Below are 15499 nucleotides of genomic sequence, written 5' to 3' on the forward strand. Positions count from 1 at the left end.
AAAGCGCGCGCCGGGGCAGCGCTGGGATAATGTCGCGGTGAACGCTTCTCTTCCATCGCTTTCCTCTCCTTGGCGCCTTTCGGTCGCCCCCATGCTCGACTGGACCGACAGCCCCTGTCGCGTCTTCCATCGCCTGTTGACCCGCCAGGCCCGCCTGTACACCGAGATGGTGACCACCGGTGCGCTGCTGCATGGCGATGTGCCTCGGCACCTGGACTACGACGCCGTCGAGCATCCGGTCGCCTTGCAACTGGGCGGCAGCGAGCCGGCCGACCTGGCGGCCTGCGCCAGGCTGGCCGAGAAGTGGGGTTACGACGAGGTCAACCTGAACTGCGGTTGCCCCAGCGAACGGGTGCAGAAGGGCGCATTCGGTGCCTGCCTGATGGCCGAGCCCAAGCTCGTGGCTGATGGCGTGAAGGCGATGCGCGATGTGGTGGGAATTCCGGTGACGGTCAAGCACCGCATCGGCATCGACCGCGAGGAGAGCTATGACTTCGTGCGCGATTTCGTCGGCACGATTGCCGAGGCTGGTTGCGAGGTGTTCATCGTCCATGCGCGCAATGCCTGGCTGCAAGGCCTCTCGCCGAAGGAAAACCGCGAGATCCCGCCGCTGCGCTACGAGCTGGTGCACCAGTTGAAGCGCGAGTTCCCGCAGCTGACCATCGTGCTGAACGGCGGAGTGAAGAGCGATGAGGAGATCGAGCGGCAGCTCCAGCATGTGGACGGCGTGATGGTGGGCCGCCAGGCCTATCACGAGCCCTGGCAGATGGCCGGCTGGGATCAGCGCTTCTTCGGTCAGGCCGGGCCGGCCGAAAGCCGGGAGCAGGTCGAGGCGGCCTGGGTCGAATGGCTGGACCATCGCAGCCAGGCCACGCGTCGCCACTGGCCTCAGGCCATGCGGCATGCGCTGGGGCTGTGGAATGGCGAGGCCGGCGCGCGCCGCTGGCGCCAGATCTGGAGCGATCACAAGATGAAGGCGCTGCCGGCTCGTGAAGTGGCGGCGCTGGCTGATGCCGCGCGGCGGGGTATTGCGGCCGATGCCGCAGAACATCAATCCAGCAACCGCCATCCCCAGCCGGCTTGAAATGCTGCGCCTCGTCTGCCTGCTGGACGACTGCCTGAACACGCGCTTGCGGGCGGCACCCGCCGAAGCGCGGGCCTTCTGCACCAAGGAGGATGCGCATTGAAGCGGATGTTCTTCCACTGCTACGACACGCCACTGGGCACTTGCGGCATCGCCTGGAGCGAAGCGGGCGGCATCCGCGGCTCGCAGCTGCCCGAAGAAAGCGCAGCTGCCACGCGAGACCGCATGCGTGTTCGCTTCCCGTCGGCGGTTGAATCCAATGACCTGCCGGCCGCGGTGCGCCATGCCATCCAGGGCGTGACGGCGCTGCTGAGCGGCGAGGTGCGCGACCTGCTGGAGGTCGAGCTGGACGAGGAGGGCGTGCCCGAGTTCAACCGCAAGGTCCATGTCTTGACGCGGCAGATCCCGGTCGGCCAGACCCGCACCTATGGCGAGCTGGCCATGGCGCTCGGCCTGCCCGGCGCGGCACGAGCCGTGGGCCAGGCCGAAGGCAGCAACCCCTTTGCGCCCATCGTGCCCTGCCATCGCGTGATGGGCAGCGGTGGCGTCGGCACCGGTTTTTCTGCTCATGGCGGCGTGCAGACGAAGCTGAAGCTTTTGACGATGGAAGCGCGCGCCACCGGCCAGCAGGCAGGCGAACAGAGTTCGCTGTTCTGAGACGGCGGAGCCGGCAAACCTACAATCCGCCATGTCTTTTCAAACCCTGGGCCTGTCGCCCGCCTTGCTCCGCGCGGTGCGCGAGCAGGGCTACCACGCCCCCACGGCCATCCAGGCCGCTGCGATTCCTGCCGTCCTCACCGGTGGCGACCTGCTCGCCCTGGCCCAGACCGGCTCCGGCAAGACCGCCGCCTTTGCCCTGCCTCTGCTGCAGCGCCTGCTGCAATCTGCTCCTGCGCGCCAACCCCGCGCCTTGCTGTTGCTGCCGACACGTGAGCTGGCCGTTCAAGTGGGCGAGGTCTTGCGCGAGCTGGCTCGCCACCTGCCCGAGCGACTGAAGATTGCCGTGCTGTTCGGCGGTGTCTCGATCAACCCGCAACTGATGGGGCTGCGCGGCGGTGCCGACATCGTGGTGGCCACGCCAGGCCGTTTGCTCGATGTGGTGGATCACAACGCGCTGCGCCTCGATGGCGTGAGCACGCTGGTGCTGGACGAGGCCGATCGCCTGCTGTCGCTCGGCTTTGCCGAAGAGCTGCAGCGCGTGCTGGGCCTGTTGCCGGCGCAACGACAGACTCTGTTGTTCTCGGCCACCTTCCCGAAACCGGTCGAGGCGTTGGCTGCCGCTCATTTGCGTGAGCCGCGGCGCATCGAGATCGCGCCCGAGCCGGTGCGAACCGATGCGATCACGCAGCGATCCATCGTCGTGGACCAGGCCAAGCGCACGCCGCTCTTGCGCCACCTGCTCAAGGCCGAAGGCTGGGAGCGGGCGCTGGTCTTCGTTGCCACGCGCTATGCGGCCGAGCATGTGTCGGACAAGCTCTGGAACACCGGCTTCAAGGCCGCGGCCTTGCACGGCGAGTTGAGCCAGGGTGCGCGCACGCAAGTGCTGGCGGCGCTGAAGAGCGGCGAGGTGCAGGTGCTGGTGGCCACCGATGTGGCGGCCCGCGGTCTGGATATTCCGGACCTGCCGGTGGTCGTCAATTACGACCTGCCGCGCTCGCCGGCCGATTACACGCACCGCATCGGCCGCACCGGCCGCGCCGGCGCCACGGGCATGGCCGTGAGCTTTGTGCCGGCGGCGGCCGAAGCGCATTTCCGCCTGATCGAGAAACGCCAGGGCCAGCGCGTGATGCGCGAGCAGATCGACGGGTTCGAAGCGAGCGAAGAGCTGCCCTTGTCCGACCCGAACGGCGGCATCAAGGGCAAGCGGCCGAGCAAGAAGGACAAGCTCAGGGCGGCCGCCGCAGCGGCCGCGTCGGGCTCAGTCGACTGATTTCAATCCCAGGGTGCGGCGCCCTCCAGCGCCGTTTCTTTGACCAGCGTGGGCTTTGATGTTTCCGTCGAAGCGGGCGCCGAGCCGAAGAAGTCGTGCTCGCCGCCCAGGCCTTCGATCAGCGCCGGGATCAGCTCGCCGAGTTCCAGCGTGGAGAGCGACATGTCGGCGTCAAACGCCTCGTCCTTGGCCGGCTTGTCCTTGCCTTCGAACACCAGGTCCAGGAAGGAGATCTTCTTGATCTGCAGCGTGTCGGTCAGCATGAAGGACACGCGGTCGCGCCACGAGAGCGCCAGCTTGGTCGGCGCCTTGCCGCTTTGCAGGTGCATGCGCACCTCTTCGATGTCGAGGGCGTGGCGGGCGTAGCGCACGACCGACTTCATCTCGTCGCCGCTCTTCAATTCGCAATCGCGATCGATGGTGAACTCATGCGGCGGCTGGCCGTCCATCAGCCAGGCGGCCATGCAGACGGCGGGCGATTCGGCAGTCTGGATCAGGTGCAGCGACAGGCCGTCCAGCGACTTGATCAGGAGGCTCACCACCTCTTCGGCACGTGCCGGGCTGGAGGCGTCGATCATCAAGAGGCGCTGCTGCGGCGCGATCCAGACGCGGATGCTGCCCTGCTTGGTGAAGGCCATCGGCAGCAGTTCCTGCGTGGCGAACTCCTTCATTTCCTTGAGCGCCTTCTTGCCCGGCTTGCGGCCGTTCTGCGCTTCTTCGGCGGCGGCCATTTCTTCGACGCGGCGCTTGACCACCGAGCTCGGCAGCACGCGCTGCTCGACCATCAGCTTCAGGAGCAGGTGGCCGTCGATGGCCTCGACCAGCACGCCATGCTCGACGCCGCGCGGCGGCACCCAGCCAATGGACTGCGCCTGCGTGGCGCCACATTCAACAAAGCGGCCCGCGGCCAGCGCTTCTTCGATCTTCTCGACGTCGGCCTGCCACTCGGCGCCGACGCGGTACACCATCAGGTTCTTGAACACTTGCTTCTACCTGCCATCAAGCATGGGGACTGGAAATGCAGCGCGCCCCGTTGCGTTTCACAACGGGGCGCGCCGATGAAATCAGGGCTTGATTGTCGCTCAGCCCTGGGCCGCAATCTGCAGCAATGCCTGCTGGAAAACCTCAGGGGGCTGGCCGCCCTGGATAAGGTGGCGGTCATTGATGATCACCGAAGGCACCGAATGGATGCCCTGGCTGTTGTAGAAGGCCTGGCGCTCGCGCACCTCGGCCGTGTACTGGCCGGAGATCAGCACTTCATGCGCGGTCGCGGCGTCCAGACCGACCGAGGCCGCGCGCGCGACCAGCGTTTCATGGTCCCCGGGGTTGAGCCCATCGGTGAAATAGGCGCCAAGCAGCGCCAGTTTCAGGTCGCGCTGGAAGCTGCCGCCCTGCAGGCCGGCCCAGTGGAGGAGGCGATGGGCGTCGAAGCTGTTGTAGATCCGGTCCCGTGCCTCGACGCTGAACTTGAAGCCCAAGGCCGCGCCGCGCTCGCGGATCGCCTGGCGGGTGGCCTGCAGCTGGTCGAGGCTCGCGCCGTACTTGCGCTGCAGGTGCTCGTTGATCTCCTCGCCTCCGGGCACCATCTGCGGGTTCAGCTCGAAGGGCTGGAAATGCAGCTCGGCCTGAACCTGGCCTGCGAGGTTGCCGAGCGCCTGCTCGAGCGACTTCAGCCCGATGGCGCACCAGGGGCAGGAGACGTCGGAGACGAAATCGATCTTGAGCTGTTTGGCTGTCATGGCTTCAGTTTCCGGTCGCTCGGGCGGGCCAGGTAGAACCATTCCTGGCCTGGCTGCGCCTTGTTGTTGGGAAAGACGATGCGGCCACCGCTGGGTGCGTGCACCGGCTTGCCGTCATGCCTGGTGCCGATCAACTGGCCTTCGCTCACTTCGTCGAAGCTGGCCCATTCGCGGGCGAACTGGTCGTCGGCATGCTCACGGTCGATCACCTCGTAGAGCTGCAGCACTTCGATCGGACGGTTCGGGTCGGCCAGCTCCACGGCACCCGGTGCGATCATGCCCAGAAGCGTCAAGGTGCGCAGGATGGCCTTGTAGGCGACCTCGGGGCCTTGCGGGTCCACATGCTGGCCGCATTCCAGCGTGATGCAGTAGCCGCCCTGGCTGCGCATGTATTCGGTGGTGCCAACGCCGTAGTGCGGGTCCTGCACCAGGCTGGCCTGGCGCGAGCCGTCGCCCTGGCGCGCGGCGCGGCGCTGCAGGCCCAGCGCATAGGTCGAGAGCCAGCCTTCGACGATGCGGCCGGTGCCCACGCAGGCAGCGAGCGCAGCCTCCGCCTTCTCGTGGCGGAAGGGCTCCAGATCGCTATCGTTGTCACGCGGGCCCATCATGGCGAAGGCCGGGCCGGGGTTGTTGAAGCTGTGCAGGTCTAAGAGCACATCGGCATGCGCCAGCCACGGGCAGAGCTGATTGGCGATGCGGTCTTCGAAGTCCTGTGGAATCGGCGCCGGGCGCAGGTTGCGGTTCAGGTTGCGCTCGCCTTCACGGCGCTGCAGACGGTGCGCCAGCGGGTTGACGATGGGGATCATCGTCAGCGTGCCGCACAGAAGCGTCAGCTCGCCGGCATCGAATTGCTTCAACACGCGCTCGATGCCGGCCACGCCAGCGGTTTCGTTGCCGTGAACGGCGCCGGTCACCAACAGCTTCGGGCCCGGCTTCAGGCCGGCGAGTTGGTGGATGCGCAGATGGGTCGGATGGGGCGTCGTCATGATGATTTGCAGCAAGGATTGGCCGTCATTCTCCGGCATGAGCTCAAGGCTTGGCCGGTCCGGGGGTATAGCTTTTCTGGCCAGACTCATGAGCGGTGGCCGGTGCGGTGGTCGCGAGCACCACGCCAAGCAGCGCCAGGCCGTAGGCCAGGGCCTGCACGAGGCTCAGCTGCTCGCCCAGGAAGGCAATGCCCACGAGGCCGGTGGCCAGGGGCAGGAAGACCATGAAGACACCGGCCTGCGCGGCGGGAATGCGCTTCAGGCCGGTCATCCACAGCCAGACGGTGATGACGCTCGCGGCGGCGGCATAGCCGAGCAGCCCCAGCCATTCACTCAGCGCAGGTATGCCGAAATCGAAGCTGGCCGCCTGCCACAGGCCCAGCGGCGTGACCAGGATCAGCCCCCAGCCATTGATCAGCGCACTGATGCGGCGCGGCGAGAGACTGGCCGTGAGGCGCTTGCCGATCACCACGTAGGCGGCTTCGCAGAACACGGCCGCCAGCAGGAGCAAGCCGCCGAGCAGGCTCGTCTGTGCCTGGCCGCCTGGGCGGTCGAAGGCCACCAGCGCGATGCCGGCCACGCAGCAGGCAATGGCGAGGGCGACGCGGCCCGAGATGCGCTCCTTCAGGAACATCCAGCTGAGCAGGGCCACTGCGGCCGGAATGCCCGCCATGATGACGCCGGCCGCCAGCGCTGAGCTGCGCTGCAGGCCGAACAGCAGGCAGATCGAGAACAGGAAATTGCCGACGAAGGATTCGAGAAACAGCAGCCCGTGCGTGCGAGCGTCCAGCGGCGCTTCGCCCGGGTCCTTGCGCAGCCAGGGCAGCATCAGCACGGCGGCCAGGCCGAAGCGCAGCCAGGCCAGCAGGAAGACCGGGAAAGCGGCCAGCAGGAGCTTGGACAGGCCGATGTAGCTGCCGACCAGGCTGGTGCTGAGGGCCAGGCTGCCATAGGCCAGCCAGCGGACGTGGGTGGAATTCATGGGGCTTGGTGCGGGGGAAAGGGGGATCGGTGCGCAGCGGGTCCTCAGCGCTTGTGCCGCAACTCCAGTTTCAGCCGGACCGGCTGTGTGCCCTTGTTGCTCCACATCCAGCAGTATCCGTGGTCGAGTTCGACCTTGAGTTCGCCCGCGCGCTTGCTCACGCCGTTCTCACGGGCCGGGTAGCTGACCTTGTCGCCCTCGTGATAGTGGATGTTGAAGTTCATGGGGCCGTCGGCCTCGAAGGACCAGGTCACCTGCTCGCCGGCCTTCAGCGGCCCGCAGACCTCGGCGAACTTGCCTGGGGCAACGTCGAGCGCCTGCGCATGGAGTCCCGCGTCGTTCCAGCGGATCTCCTGCACCGCGCCCGAAACCGTACCGGCCACAGCCAGCGCCATGGCGACAAAAGTGTTCTTCATTTGCATGATTCCGTTCCGAGATCAAAGGGCCTCCTGGCTGGCGCCTGCCAGCAGCCTTTCAGTGGCACGGCGGCCAAAGCGCCAGTAGAGCAGGGGCGTCAGCAGGGTGTCGAGCAGGGTCGAGCTGACCAGGCCACCGAAGATCACCACGGCCACCGGATGCAGGATTTCCTTGCCCGGCGCATCCCCGGCCAACAGCAGCGGCGTCAATGCGAAGGCCGCCACCAGGGCGGTCATCAAGACCGGCGTCAGCCGCTCCAGCGAGCCACGCACGATCATCGCCTGGCCGAAGCTTTCGCCCTCGAAGCGGCAGAGGTTCACGTAGTGGCTGATCTTCAGGATGCCGTTGCGCGTGGCGATGCCGGCCAGCGTGATGAAGCCCACCATGGTGGCCACCGAGAGACTCACATCCGCCATCCACATTGCCACCACGCTGCCAATCAGGGCCAGCGGGATATTGGCCATGATGATGGCTGCCAGGCGGGCCGAGCGATAGCGTGAGTAGAGCACCAGGAAGATCAGGGCCAGCGAAATCAGCGAAAGCGCAAGGATGAGCTGGGTCGCCTGCTCCTGCGCCTGGAACTGGCCCTCCAGGCTGATGAAGCTGCCGGTGGGCAACTCCGTCTTGGCCACGATTTCGCGGATGTCCGCAATCACATGGGCCATGTCCGTGCCGTCGGTATTGGCATACAGCACGATGCGCCGCCGGCCGTTCTCGCGGCCGATCTGGTTCGGGCCATCGGACTCCTCGATGCTGGCGAAGCTGGACACGGGCAAGCGGCCGGCCGGCGTGTCCACCAGCATGCGGGCCAGGTCTTGCGGCCCGCGCTGGCCTTCCGGCAACCTCACCAGCAGCTCGTAGCGGCGCGCGCCATCGACGATCTGCCCGCTCGGGCTGCCGTCGGTGAGCGCCTGCAGGATGCGCAGCGCCTCGCCTGGCGCCAGGCCCGTGCGGGCCAGGCGTTCATGGTCGATGCGCACCAGCATCTGCGGAATCAAGACCTGTTTCTCGACCGTCAGGTCCACCAGGCCTGGCAACGGGGCGAGCTGCTGCCGCAGTTGCTCGGCCAGGCCGCGCAAGGTGTCGGTGTCGTCACCGAAAACCTTGATCGCGATCTGTGCGCGCACGCCGGAGAGCAGGTGGTCCAGCCGGTGCGAAATAGGCTGGCCGATGGAGATCTGTGCCGGCATCGACGCCAGGCGCGCCCGCACCTCGGCCAGCAGCGCCTGCCTGTCCACGCCCTTGCCGCCCTGCTTCAGGTCGATGTCGATCTCGGAGGAATGCACGCCTTCGGCATGCTCGTCGAGCTCGGCACGGCCGGTGCGGCGGCCCACCTGCGCCACACCTGGCACCGTGGCGATCAATTGCTCGGCCTGGGCGCCCAAGCGATTGGTCTCGGCCAGCGAAGTGCCAGGGTTGAACAGCAGCGACAGCACCAGCGATCCTTCGTTGAAGGCTGGCAGGAAGGTGCGCGGGAAGAAGGGAATGCTGGCCGCCGCCGCAGCCACCGACAGCAAGGCCACCGCCACCAGCCGCTTCGAGCGCGGGAACGACCAGCGCAGCAGCCGCGCGTCCCAGTGCTTGAGCCGTGCGACCAGCGGGCTGTCGCCATGGTCAAGCCGCTTCATGCCGGGCAGGAGGAAGCTGCACAGCACCGGTGTCACCGTCATCGAGACCAGCATGGAGGCGAGGATGGAGACGATGTAGGCGATGCCCAGCGGCGCGAACAGCCGGCCTTCGATGCCGGGCAGCGCAAACAGTGGCACGAAGACCAGCACCACGATCACCGTTGCATAGACGATGCCCGAGCGCACCTCCACGCTGGCCTGTCGCAGCAGCTCCAGCAGCGGCAGGGGATTCGCAGCTGTGCGATTGGCCTTGAGCCGGCGCAGGATGTTTTCCACGTCGACCACCGCATCGTCCACCAGCTCGCCGATGGCAATGGCCAGGCCTCCCAGGGTCATCACGTTGATCGACTGGTCCAGCAGCCGGAACACCAGGGCCGTGACCGCCAGCGACAGCGGAATCGCCAGGAGCGAGATCAGGGTCGTGCGGGCGGACAGCAGAAAGGCGAACAACACGATCGCCACCATCACCGCGCCGTCGCGCAGGGCCTCGCCGACATTGCCGATGGATGCTTCGATGAAGTCCGCCTGGCGGAACAGCACGCGTGGCGCCGAGAGGCTCTTGGGCAGGCCCGCCTTCAGTTCGGCCAGGGCAAGGTCGATGGAGCGGCTCAGGCGCACCGTGTCGGCATTCGGCTGCTTCTGTACGCTGATGACCACGGCCGGCCGGCCCTGGTAGCCGGCGTCGCCGCGCTTGATGGCGGGAGCGAAACGCACCTGGGCGACCTGTTCGAGGCGCACCGGGCGGCCGTCTTTCCAGGCGACCGCCAAGGCCTGCAGGTCTTGCAGCTTGCTGGTGCGCGACAGGTGGCGGATCAGGTACTCGCGGCCATTCAGGTCCACGAAGCCGCCGCCGGCATTGCCAGCATAGCCGCGCAGCGACTGCTCGAGCTGGGTCAGCGAGAGGCCCAGCTGCGCCATTTTCTGCAGGTCAGGCTCGACGCGGAGCTGCCGCACTTCACCACCGATGGGCACGACCTGCGCGATGCCGGGGATGCTGAGCAGCCGTGGCCGCAAGACAAAGTCCACGTACTCACGCGCCTTCATCGGAAGGGATGATGACCCCTCGTCCGCCGAGTACGCCGGCCGATCCCCCGAGGGGATAGCAGACGCCTTGGGGCGGCCCGGCGCCGTCTGCTCCTGCTCACCCAAGGGCAGGGCGATCAGCATCACCTCACCCATGATGGACGAGACCGGACCCATGGTCGGCGACACGCCTTCAGGCAGCTGGCTGCGCAGCTGCGCCAGGCGTTCGGCCACCAGCTGGCGGTTGCGGAAGATGTCGGTGCCCCAGTCGAACTCGGCATAGGCGATGGACAGGCCAACGCCCGAAGTCGAACGCACGCGGCTGACGCCGGGCATGCCGTTGAGCGCGGTTTCCACCGGCACGGTGACGAGCTGCTCCACCTCCTCGGGCGCCATGCCGCCGGCTTCGGTCAGCACCGTCACCAAGGGCTTGTTGAGATCGGGAAACACATCGACCGGCGTGCGCCAGGCGCTGATGAGGCCATAGGCCATCAAGAGCGCGGCAAAGGCCAGCACGAAAAGCCGGTTGCGCAGGCTCGCTTGAACGATCCAGTTGAAGACCATGGGTGTTCCTCAGCGGATCTGCGCGACCAGGGCAGCGCCCTGGATCACCACGCGCTGGCCGGCCGCAAGGCCTTGCGTGACCAGCACCGTGCTGTCATCGAGCGGCTGCGTCTGCACGGGCGCCGGGCGGTAGCGTTCGGCGCCCGTCTTGACCCAGACGACGGCCTCGTTGGCTGTGCCGCGCACCACGGCGGCCGAAGGCAATCGCACGCCCTTGCGCTTGTCGCTCAGCTGCACGATCACGCCGACGGACTGGCCTTGCGACAGCGCCGCATCGGCCTTGGAGCGGATGCGGAAGTTGATTGGCAAGACGCCGTCGCGCAGCACCCGCGCAGCGCCCAGCACTTGCAGCTCCGCACCGCCGGGCTCCGCCAGCCTGGCGCCGGCAATGCGGCTGGCGAGCGCTGCGTCGGTGCTGGTGGCTTCGATGATCCAGCGCGCCGGATCGACGACCTCGACCAGCAGCTCGCGGCTTTCGACGATGGCGCCGACCTTCAGCTCGCTGCGCGCCACGACGCCAGAGATCGGCGCACGCAGCGCTTCGCGGGCGCTGATGCTCTCGGCCACGCCCTTCTCACGGGCAGCGAGCGAAGCAAGCTCGACGCGCGCGGCCTCGATGTCCTTGCGAGGCACCGTGCCTTCCAGCGACTCGAGCCGCTTGAGGCGACTCTCGGCCAGCAGCCGTGCAGCCTGCAATTCGCTGCGTTGCGCCTGCTGGGCGGCATAGGCATAGGGCTCGGCATGGTGGCGAACCCAGGCAAGCACCTCGCCCGCCTGCACCTTCTGCCCGGGCAGCGGCAGGCCGCGTGGACCGGCCTCGATGCGTCCGCCGTGAGCAGACTGGACCTGGCCGCTGGCGTTCGGGTCGGCGATCACGCGGCCGGGCAGCTGCAGCGTGGCAGCCGCTTCGCTCTCGGCCGCGAGGACGGTCCGGATGGCCATGCGGCGCTGGGCCAGCTTGGGCACCTGCACGCTGCCGTCCGGCAGGCGCGCGAGGCCGCCGCTGCCGACGGCCGACGTCTCCTCGTGCTTGTCGCCGTCGGGGCCGTGGGCGAAGGCTGTGCCTGCAAGCAGCAGCGCGAGTGTCATCAGCGCGGTCTTCATGCCAGGCCTCCCTTGAAAACCGAGCGACGCAGCGAGCGGCGGCGCCACCAGGCGGCGGCCGCAATCAGCGGCGCAGCGAGCCCGGCCCACAGCCAGGGGCTGCGTCCTTGGCCGTGACCTGCATGGACGTCGGTCTGTTCGCCGGCAGCGGTCACATGCAGCACACCATCGAGCAGGTCAGCTTCTGCGCCTGCCCGCACGGTGATCACCAGCGCATGCTCGCCCGGCGTGGCCAGCAGCGTCAGGAAGGCCTTGTCGTCGACCTCGTAGCTGCCGCTGTCAGCATGGAACGCGGCCTTGGCCTTGCGGCCGCCAGACTCCAGTTCGACGCTGGCGTTGAGCAGGGGTTCGTTGCTGGCATAGCGGTCGATCATCAGCGAGAGCTCATTCACATCGAGCCTGGCGACCAGCTCGAACAGCTCGGTATGGGCTTCCAGCCTTGGCAAGGCGGTGGTGGCGGCAGGTGGTGGCTTGCTGCCATGGTCGTCACCGCCATGGGCGAAGGCTGCCGCGCTGGCCAGCAGCAGGGCTGGCAATGAGAAGAGGTGTTTCATGGGATCAATCCAAGAGCTTGTTGTAGCCGGCCATGGGCAACGGCAAGTGCGGCTTGCTGGCGCGCCGCCGAGGCTTCTGCCTGGGCGGCGGCGGCGAGGGCGCGCAAGAGTTCGGGCAGGGCGGTTTCGCCGGCCTTGAAGGCCTTGTCCAGCCAGTCGGCGCGTTGGCGCAGCAGGCTGGCGCGTTCTGCCTCCGCTGCCGCCTGCGACTGCGCTGCGCTGAGAGCCTTGCGGGCCAGGCTCAGCTCGGCATGCAGTTGCAGCTGCAGGCGCTGCCGCTGCGCGAGGGCCAGGTCCTGCTCAGCCAGCGCCGCAGCTTCCTGTGGGCCGCTGTGGGTCTCGCTGCCGATGGGAATGCGCAAGCTGAGCGTGACACTGTTCTGCCCGGGCTGGCCCTGGCCGGGCCGCTCCTGGCGCAGGCCCACGCCCACCTCCGGCGGCGCGTTGCGCTGGCTGCGCAGCTGGGCCAGGCGCTGGCTGCTGCGCTTGACGGCGGCATCGGCCAGCTGCAAATCCGGATGGCTGTCCAGCACGGCCGGGGCATTCGCCGACCCTTCTGCGGGCGGCAGTTCCTGCAAACCGGTCATGAGCTGCCAGGCTGCGTGTTGCGTGGCGAGCGCCTGTTGCAGCTCGCGCAACTGGCTCGCAGCAGCCAGCGTTTCGGCGCGCGCGGCGAGGCCGTCGGCCGGCGCCAGGTCACCAGCCTTGACGCGGCGATCCACGTCGGCAGCCACTTGCGCCAGCAGTTGCTGTTGCAGCTCGGCCTGCCGCACATCTCCCGCCAGCAGTTGCAGCTTGCCCGCGATCTCGCGCAATTGGCCGGCCAGGCGCAGCCGGGCGGCCTGCTCGCTGGCTGCCGACCATTCGGCCTCGGCCTGGGCGCTCAGGTTGTTGGCCTGGCGCTGACCTGGGCGCCACAGCGGCGCGGCAAGTTCCAGCTCGGTCTCGCGCTGATCGCCGATGGCGCCGCGGCCCTGGCGCTGGCTGATGCCCAGGCTGGGCGGCGCGGCGAGCCAGGAGCCGGCAAGCTGCCGGTCGGCCTCGACACGCCGTTGCCGGCCCTGCGCTTCGGTGGAATCGAGAGAGCGGGTCCAGGCCGCTTGCAGTGCCTGGCCGAGCGTCAGCGGCGTCGGGGCCGTCTTGGCGCCTTGCGCAGAGCTGCCGCCCGCCGCTGCCAACAAGGCGAGCAGGCAGGCAGCACGCCATGGCCGAGGCCATGGGCTTGCTTTTGATAAGCGATTCATCAGTGACGATCATCTGTGCGGTGAAACGCGGCCAGATTGGGCTGCGTCAAGGCGGACAGCTGCCGCAGGCCGGCCATCGGATGGACCAGCACCAGGCGTCGCTGCCGCGACCAGGGATCAGATCGTCGGTTTGGGAGGCCGCTCGAAGGCGGGCAGGAAGGGCAGCGCAGGCTCGCTGGCCAGCGCTTCCAGTGGCGCATCGGGCCGCAGCATGGGCAAGGTCAGCCGCAGGTCCTGGATCAGGGCCGGGCAGAACATGCAGGCATCGTCCATCGCATGCTGGGTCGAAGCGCCGGATGCATCCTTGTGCACGCCGCCGTGCTCATCATGGTGATGGTGGGCCTGACCCTCGAAATGCATCAGCGCATGCTGCTGCGCCTCGCCCTTGCGCACGAGCACTTCGACGCCCGCAAACGCCAGCGACTGCCAGCAAAGGCAGAAGGCAATCAGCAGGGCGACGAGGCGGCGGGGCATGGTCGGCAGTGTATCGGAGCGGGCGGCCAGCGTACGCAATGCGGCCTGTCCGCGGGTATCGGCTCTTGCCCGGCGCATGCAGCTTTTCATAATGAGGGCGCCCCCACGCTTTTGTCTTCAAGCCATGCTTTCAACCCGTTCTACCTTGCGCCGCCTCAGCTTCCTGCTCGCCTGCGCTGCTCTCCTGACCCTTGGCTCCTGCGGCAACGCACCGCTGCAGGTCAAGGAGCCCGCCGTGGACCTGTTGATCCGCAACGGCCGCATCGTCGATGGCAGCGGCAACGCCTGGGTGCGTGGCGATGTGGCGGTGCGGGGCGGCCGCATCGTGGCCATGGGCCAGCTGGGCACGGTGCAGGCCCGGCGCGTATTCGACGCGCGCGACCATATCGTCGCGCCTGGCTTCATCGACACGCACGCCCACATCGAGGGCAACCTGTTCGCGCGGCCCACGGCCGACAACTTCGTTCATGACGGCGTCACGACGCTCATCACCGGCAACTGCGGGGCCTCGGACGAACTGGGCATCAAGGCCTTCTTCGAGCGCATGGCCAAGGAGGGCGTGTCGGTCAATGTGGCCTCCCTCGTCGGTCACAACACGGTGCGCAAGCAGGTGATGGGCCTGGAGCGCCGCGCGGCCACGCCTGCGGAGCAAAAGCGCATGGAAACGCTGGTGGACCAGGCGATGGACGACGGCGCCGTTGGCCTTTCGACCGGCCTCATCTATTTGCCTGGCCTCTACAGCGACACGCCCGAGGTAGTGGGCCTGGCCCGCGCGGCGGCGCGCCACCACGGCGTCTATGCCTCCCACATCCGGGACGAGGGCAGCAAGGTGGTCGAGGCGATCAACGAGGCGCTGGACATCGGCCGGCAAGCCGGCCTGCCGGTGCAGATCTCGCACTTCAAGGTCGGCGCGCCGGCCAACTGGGGCCGCTCGCGAGAGACCCTGGCCTTGATCGAGAAGGCCCGGGCCGACGGGCTGGACGTGACCATCGATCAATATCCGTACACCGCCAGCAGCACACAGCTGAGCGTCGTGCTGCCCGATTGGGCAGTGGAGGGCGGCCAAGCCGCGATTGCCAAGCGCCTGGCCGACCCGGCCGACCGCGCCCGCATCGCCGCCGACATCCTGAAAAGCGCCCAGCGCAACAAGCGGCCCGATTTTTCCTATGCGGTGGTGGCCCGCCATGCGCCTGAGCCGGCGCTGAACGGTCGCAACCTCAGCCAGATCAATCAGCAGCGCGGCCGTCCGGCGACCATGGAGGCCGAGATCCAGACCCTGCTGGACATCGTGCAGGCCGGCGGCGCGCAGATGACCTTCCATGGCATGAGCGAAGAGGACGTGCGCCGCATCATGGCCTGGCCTTTTGCGATGGTCGGCGCCGATGGCGGCGTGCAGAGCGGCACCGGCATGCCGCATCCGCGCAGCTACGGCACCAATGCGCGCGTGCTCGGCAAATACGTGCGTGAAGAGCAGGTGATGCGATTGGAAGAGGCGGTGCGCCGCATGACATCGCTCGCGGCCCAGCGCTTCCAGCTGAATGACCGCGGCCTGCTGCGCCCGGGCTATGCGGCCGACATCGTGATCTTCGACGACAAGACAGTCCGGGACCGGGCCACCTTCGAGCATCCGCACCAGCTGTCCGAAGGCTTCGACCTGGTGGTGATCAATGGCGTGGTGACGATGGAGGCCGGCAAGCACAGCGGCGCCAAGGCGGGCGCGGCACTGCGCGGGCCGGCGGCCCGCTAGCCACAGCAATGCACGCTGATGTC

14 protein-coding genes are annotated in these 15499 nt (G+C 67.8%); 4 read left to right on the top strand and 10 right to left on the bottom strand.

Going from position 1 to position 15499, the window contains the following annotated elements; genetic code table 11:
- The first annotated feature begins 37 nt into the window (after window positions 1-37).
- The 3 genes from dusA to V3596_RS05230 all read left to right on the top strand — a co-directional run bounded on the left by dusA (window position 38) and on the right by V3596_RS05230 (window position 3014).
- On the top strand, window positions 38-1084 hold the full coding sequence (dusA, locus tag V3596_RS05220) for a tRNA dihydrouridine(20/20a) synthase DusA (protein ID WP_334276561.1): 1047 nt from the start codon (window positions 38-40) through the stop codon (window positions 1082-1084).
- Between the two features lie 108 nt (window positions 1085-1192).
- Window positions 1193-1741 carry a methylated-DNA--[protein]-cysteine S-methyltransferase gene (locus V3596_RS05225; protein WP_334277347.1) on the top strand — a complete coding sequence of 183 codons (549 nt, stop codon included), beginning with the start codon at window positions 1193-1195 and terminating at the stop codon, window positions 1739-1741.
- Between the two features lie 31 nt (window positions 1742-1772).
- Window positions 1773-3014, top strand: a complete 1242-nt coding sequence (locus V3596_RS05230) for a DEAD/DEAH box helicase (protein ID WP_334276562.1) — start codon at window positions 1773-1775, stop codon at window positions 3012-3014.
- A gap of 2 nt (window positions 3015-3016) precedes the next feature.
- Here the strand turns inward: V3596_RS05230 and V3596_RS05235 are convergent, their stop codons facing one another.
- The 10 genes from V3596_RS05235 to V3596_RS05280 all read right to left on the bottom strand — a co-directional run bounded on the left by V3596_RS05235 (window position 3017) and on the right by V3596_RS05280 (window position 13729).
- Complete coding sequence (locus V3596_RS05235) at window positions 3017-3997, bottom strand: recombination-associated protein RdgC (protein WP_334276563.1); 981 nt, start codon at window positions 3995-3997, stop codon at window positions 3017-3019.
- Between the two features lie 99 nt (window positions 3998-4096).
- Window positions 4097-4753: a DsbA family oxidoreductase gene (locus tag V3596_RS05240; RefSeq protein WP_334276564.1), complete on the bottom strand. Its 657-nt coding sequence runs from the start codon at window positions 4751-4753 to the stop codon at window positions 4097-4099.
- Window positions 4750-5739: a succinylglutamate desuccinylase/aspartoacylase family protein gene (locus V3596_RS05245; RefSeq protein WP_334276565.1), complete on the bottom strand. Its 990-nt coding sequence runs from the start codon at window positions 5737-5739 to the stop codon at window positions 4750-4752. Before V3596_RS05245 ends, V3596_RS05240 begins: the two co-directional genes overlap by 4 nt.
- A 43-nt stretch (window positions 5740-5782) precedes the next feature.
- A complete protein-coding gene (locus V3596_RS05250; protein ID WP_334276566.1) occupies window positions 5783-6721 on the bottom strand; it encodes a DMT family transporter in 939 nt (312 codons plus the stop codon).
- A 44-nt stretch (window positions 6722-6765) separates the two neighbouring features.
- Window positions 6766-7137, bottom strand: a complete 372-nt coding sequence (locus V3596_RS05255) for a hypothetical protein (protein ID WP_334276567.1) — start codon at window positions 7135-7137, stop codon at window positions 6766-6768.
- A 21-nt stretch (window positions 7138-7158) separates the two neighbouring features.
- A complete protein-coding gene (locus V3596_RS05260) occupies window positions 7159-10353 on the bottom strand; it encodes an efflux RND transporter permease subunit (RefSeq protein ID WP_334276568.1) in 3195 nt (1064 codons plus the stop codon).
- A 9-nt stretch (window positions 10354-10362) separates the two neighbouring features.
- Entirely contained in the window at window positions 10363-11457 is a 1095-nt protein-coding gene (locus V3596_RS05265) for an efflux RND transporter periplasmic adaptor subunit (protein ID WP_334276570.1), read from the bottom strand.
- Window positions 11454-12011, bottom strand: a complete 558-nt coding sequence (locus tag V3596_RS05270) for a hypothetical protein (RefSeq protein ID WP_334276572.1) — start codon at window positions 12009-12011, stop codon at window positions 11454-11456. Before V3596_RS05270 ends, V3596_RS05265 begins: the two co-directional genes overlap by 4 nt.
- Window positions 12008-13192, bottom strand: coding sequence for a TolC family protein (locus tag V3596_RS05275; protein ID WP_334276573.1), 1185 nt, complete (start codon window positions 13190-13192; stop codon window positions 12008-12010). Before V3596_RS05275 ends, V3596_RS05270 begins: the two co-directional genes overlap by 4 nt.
- Window positions 13193-13372: 180 nt before the next feature.
- The gene (locus V3596_RS05280; protein WP_334276574.1) at window positions 13373-13729 is read right to left on the bottom strand and encodes a DUF2946 family protein; all 357 of its coding nucleotides are present in this window, start codon (window positions 13727-13729) and stop codon (window positions 13373-13375) included.
- Between the two features lie 124 nt (window positions 13730-13853).
- Between V3596_RS05280 and V3596_RS05285 the strand changes: the two genes are divergently transcribed.
- Window positions 13854-15476, top strand: coding sequence for an N-acyl-D-amino-acid deacylase family protein (locus V3596_RS05285; protein ID WP_334276575.1), 1623 nt, complete (start codon window positions 13854-13856; stop codon window positions 15474-15476).
- The last annotated feature ends 23 nt before the right edge of the window (window positions 15477-15499 follow it).

The organism is Roseateles microcysteis, assembly GCF_036880965.1.
Taxonomy (GTDB): domain Bacteria; phylum Pseudomonadota; class Gammaproteobacteria; order Burkholderiales; family Burkholderiaceae_C; genus JAUASW01.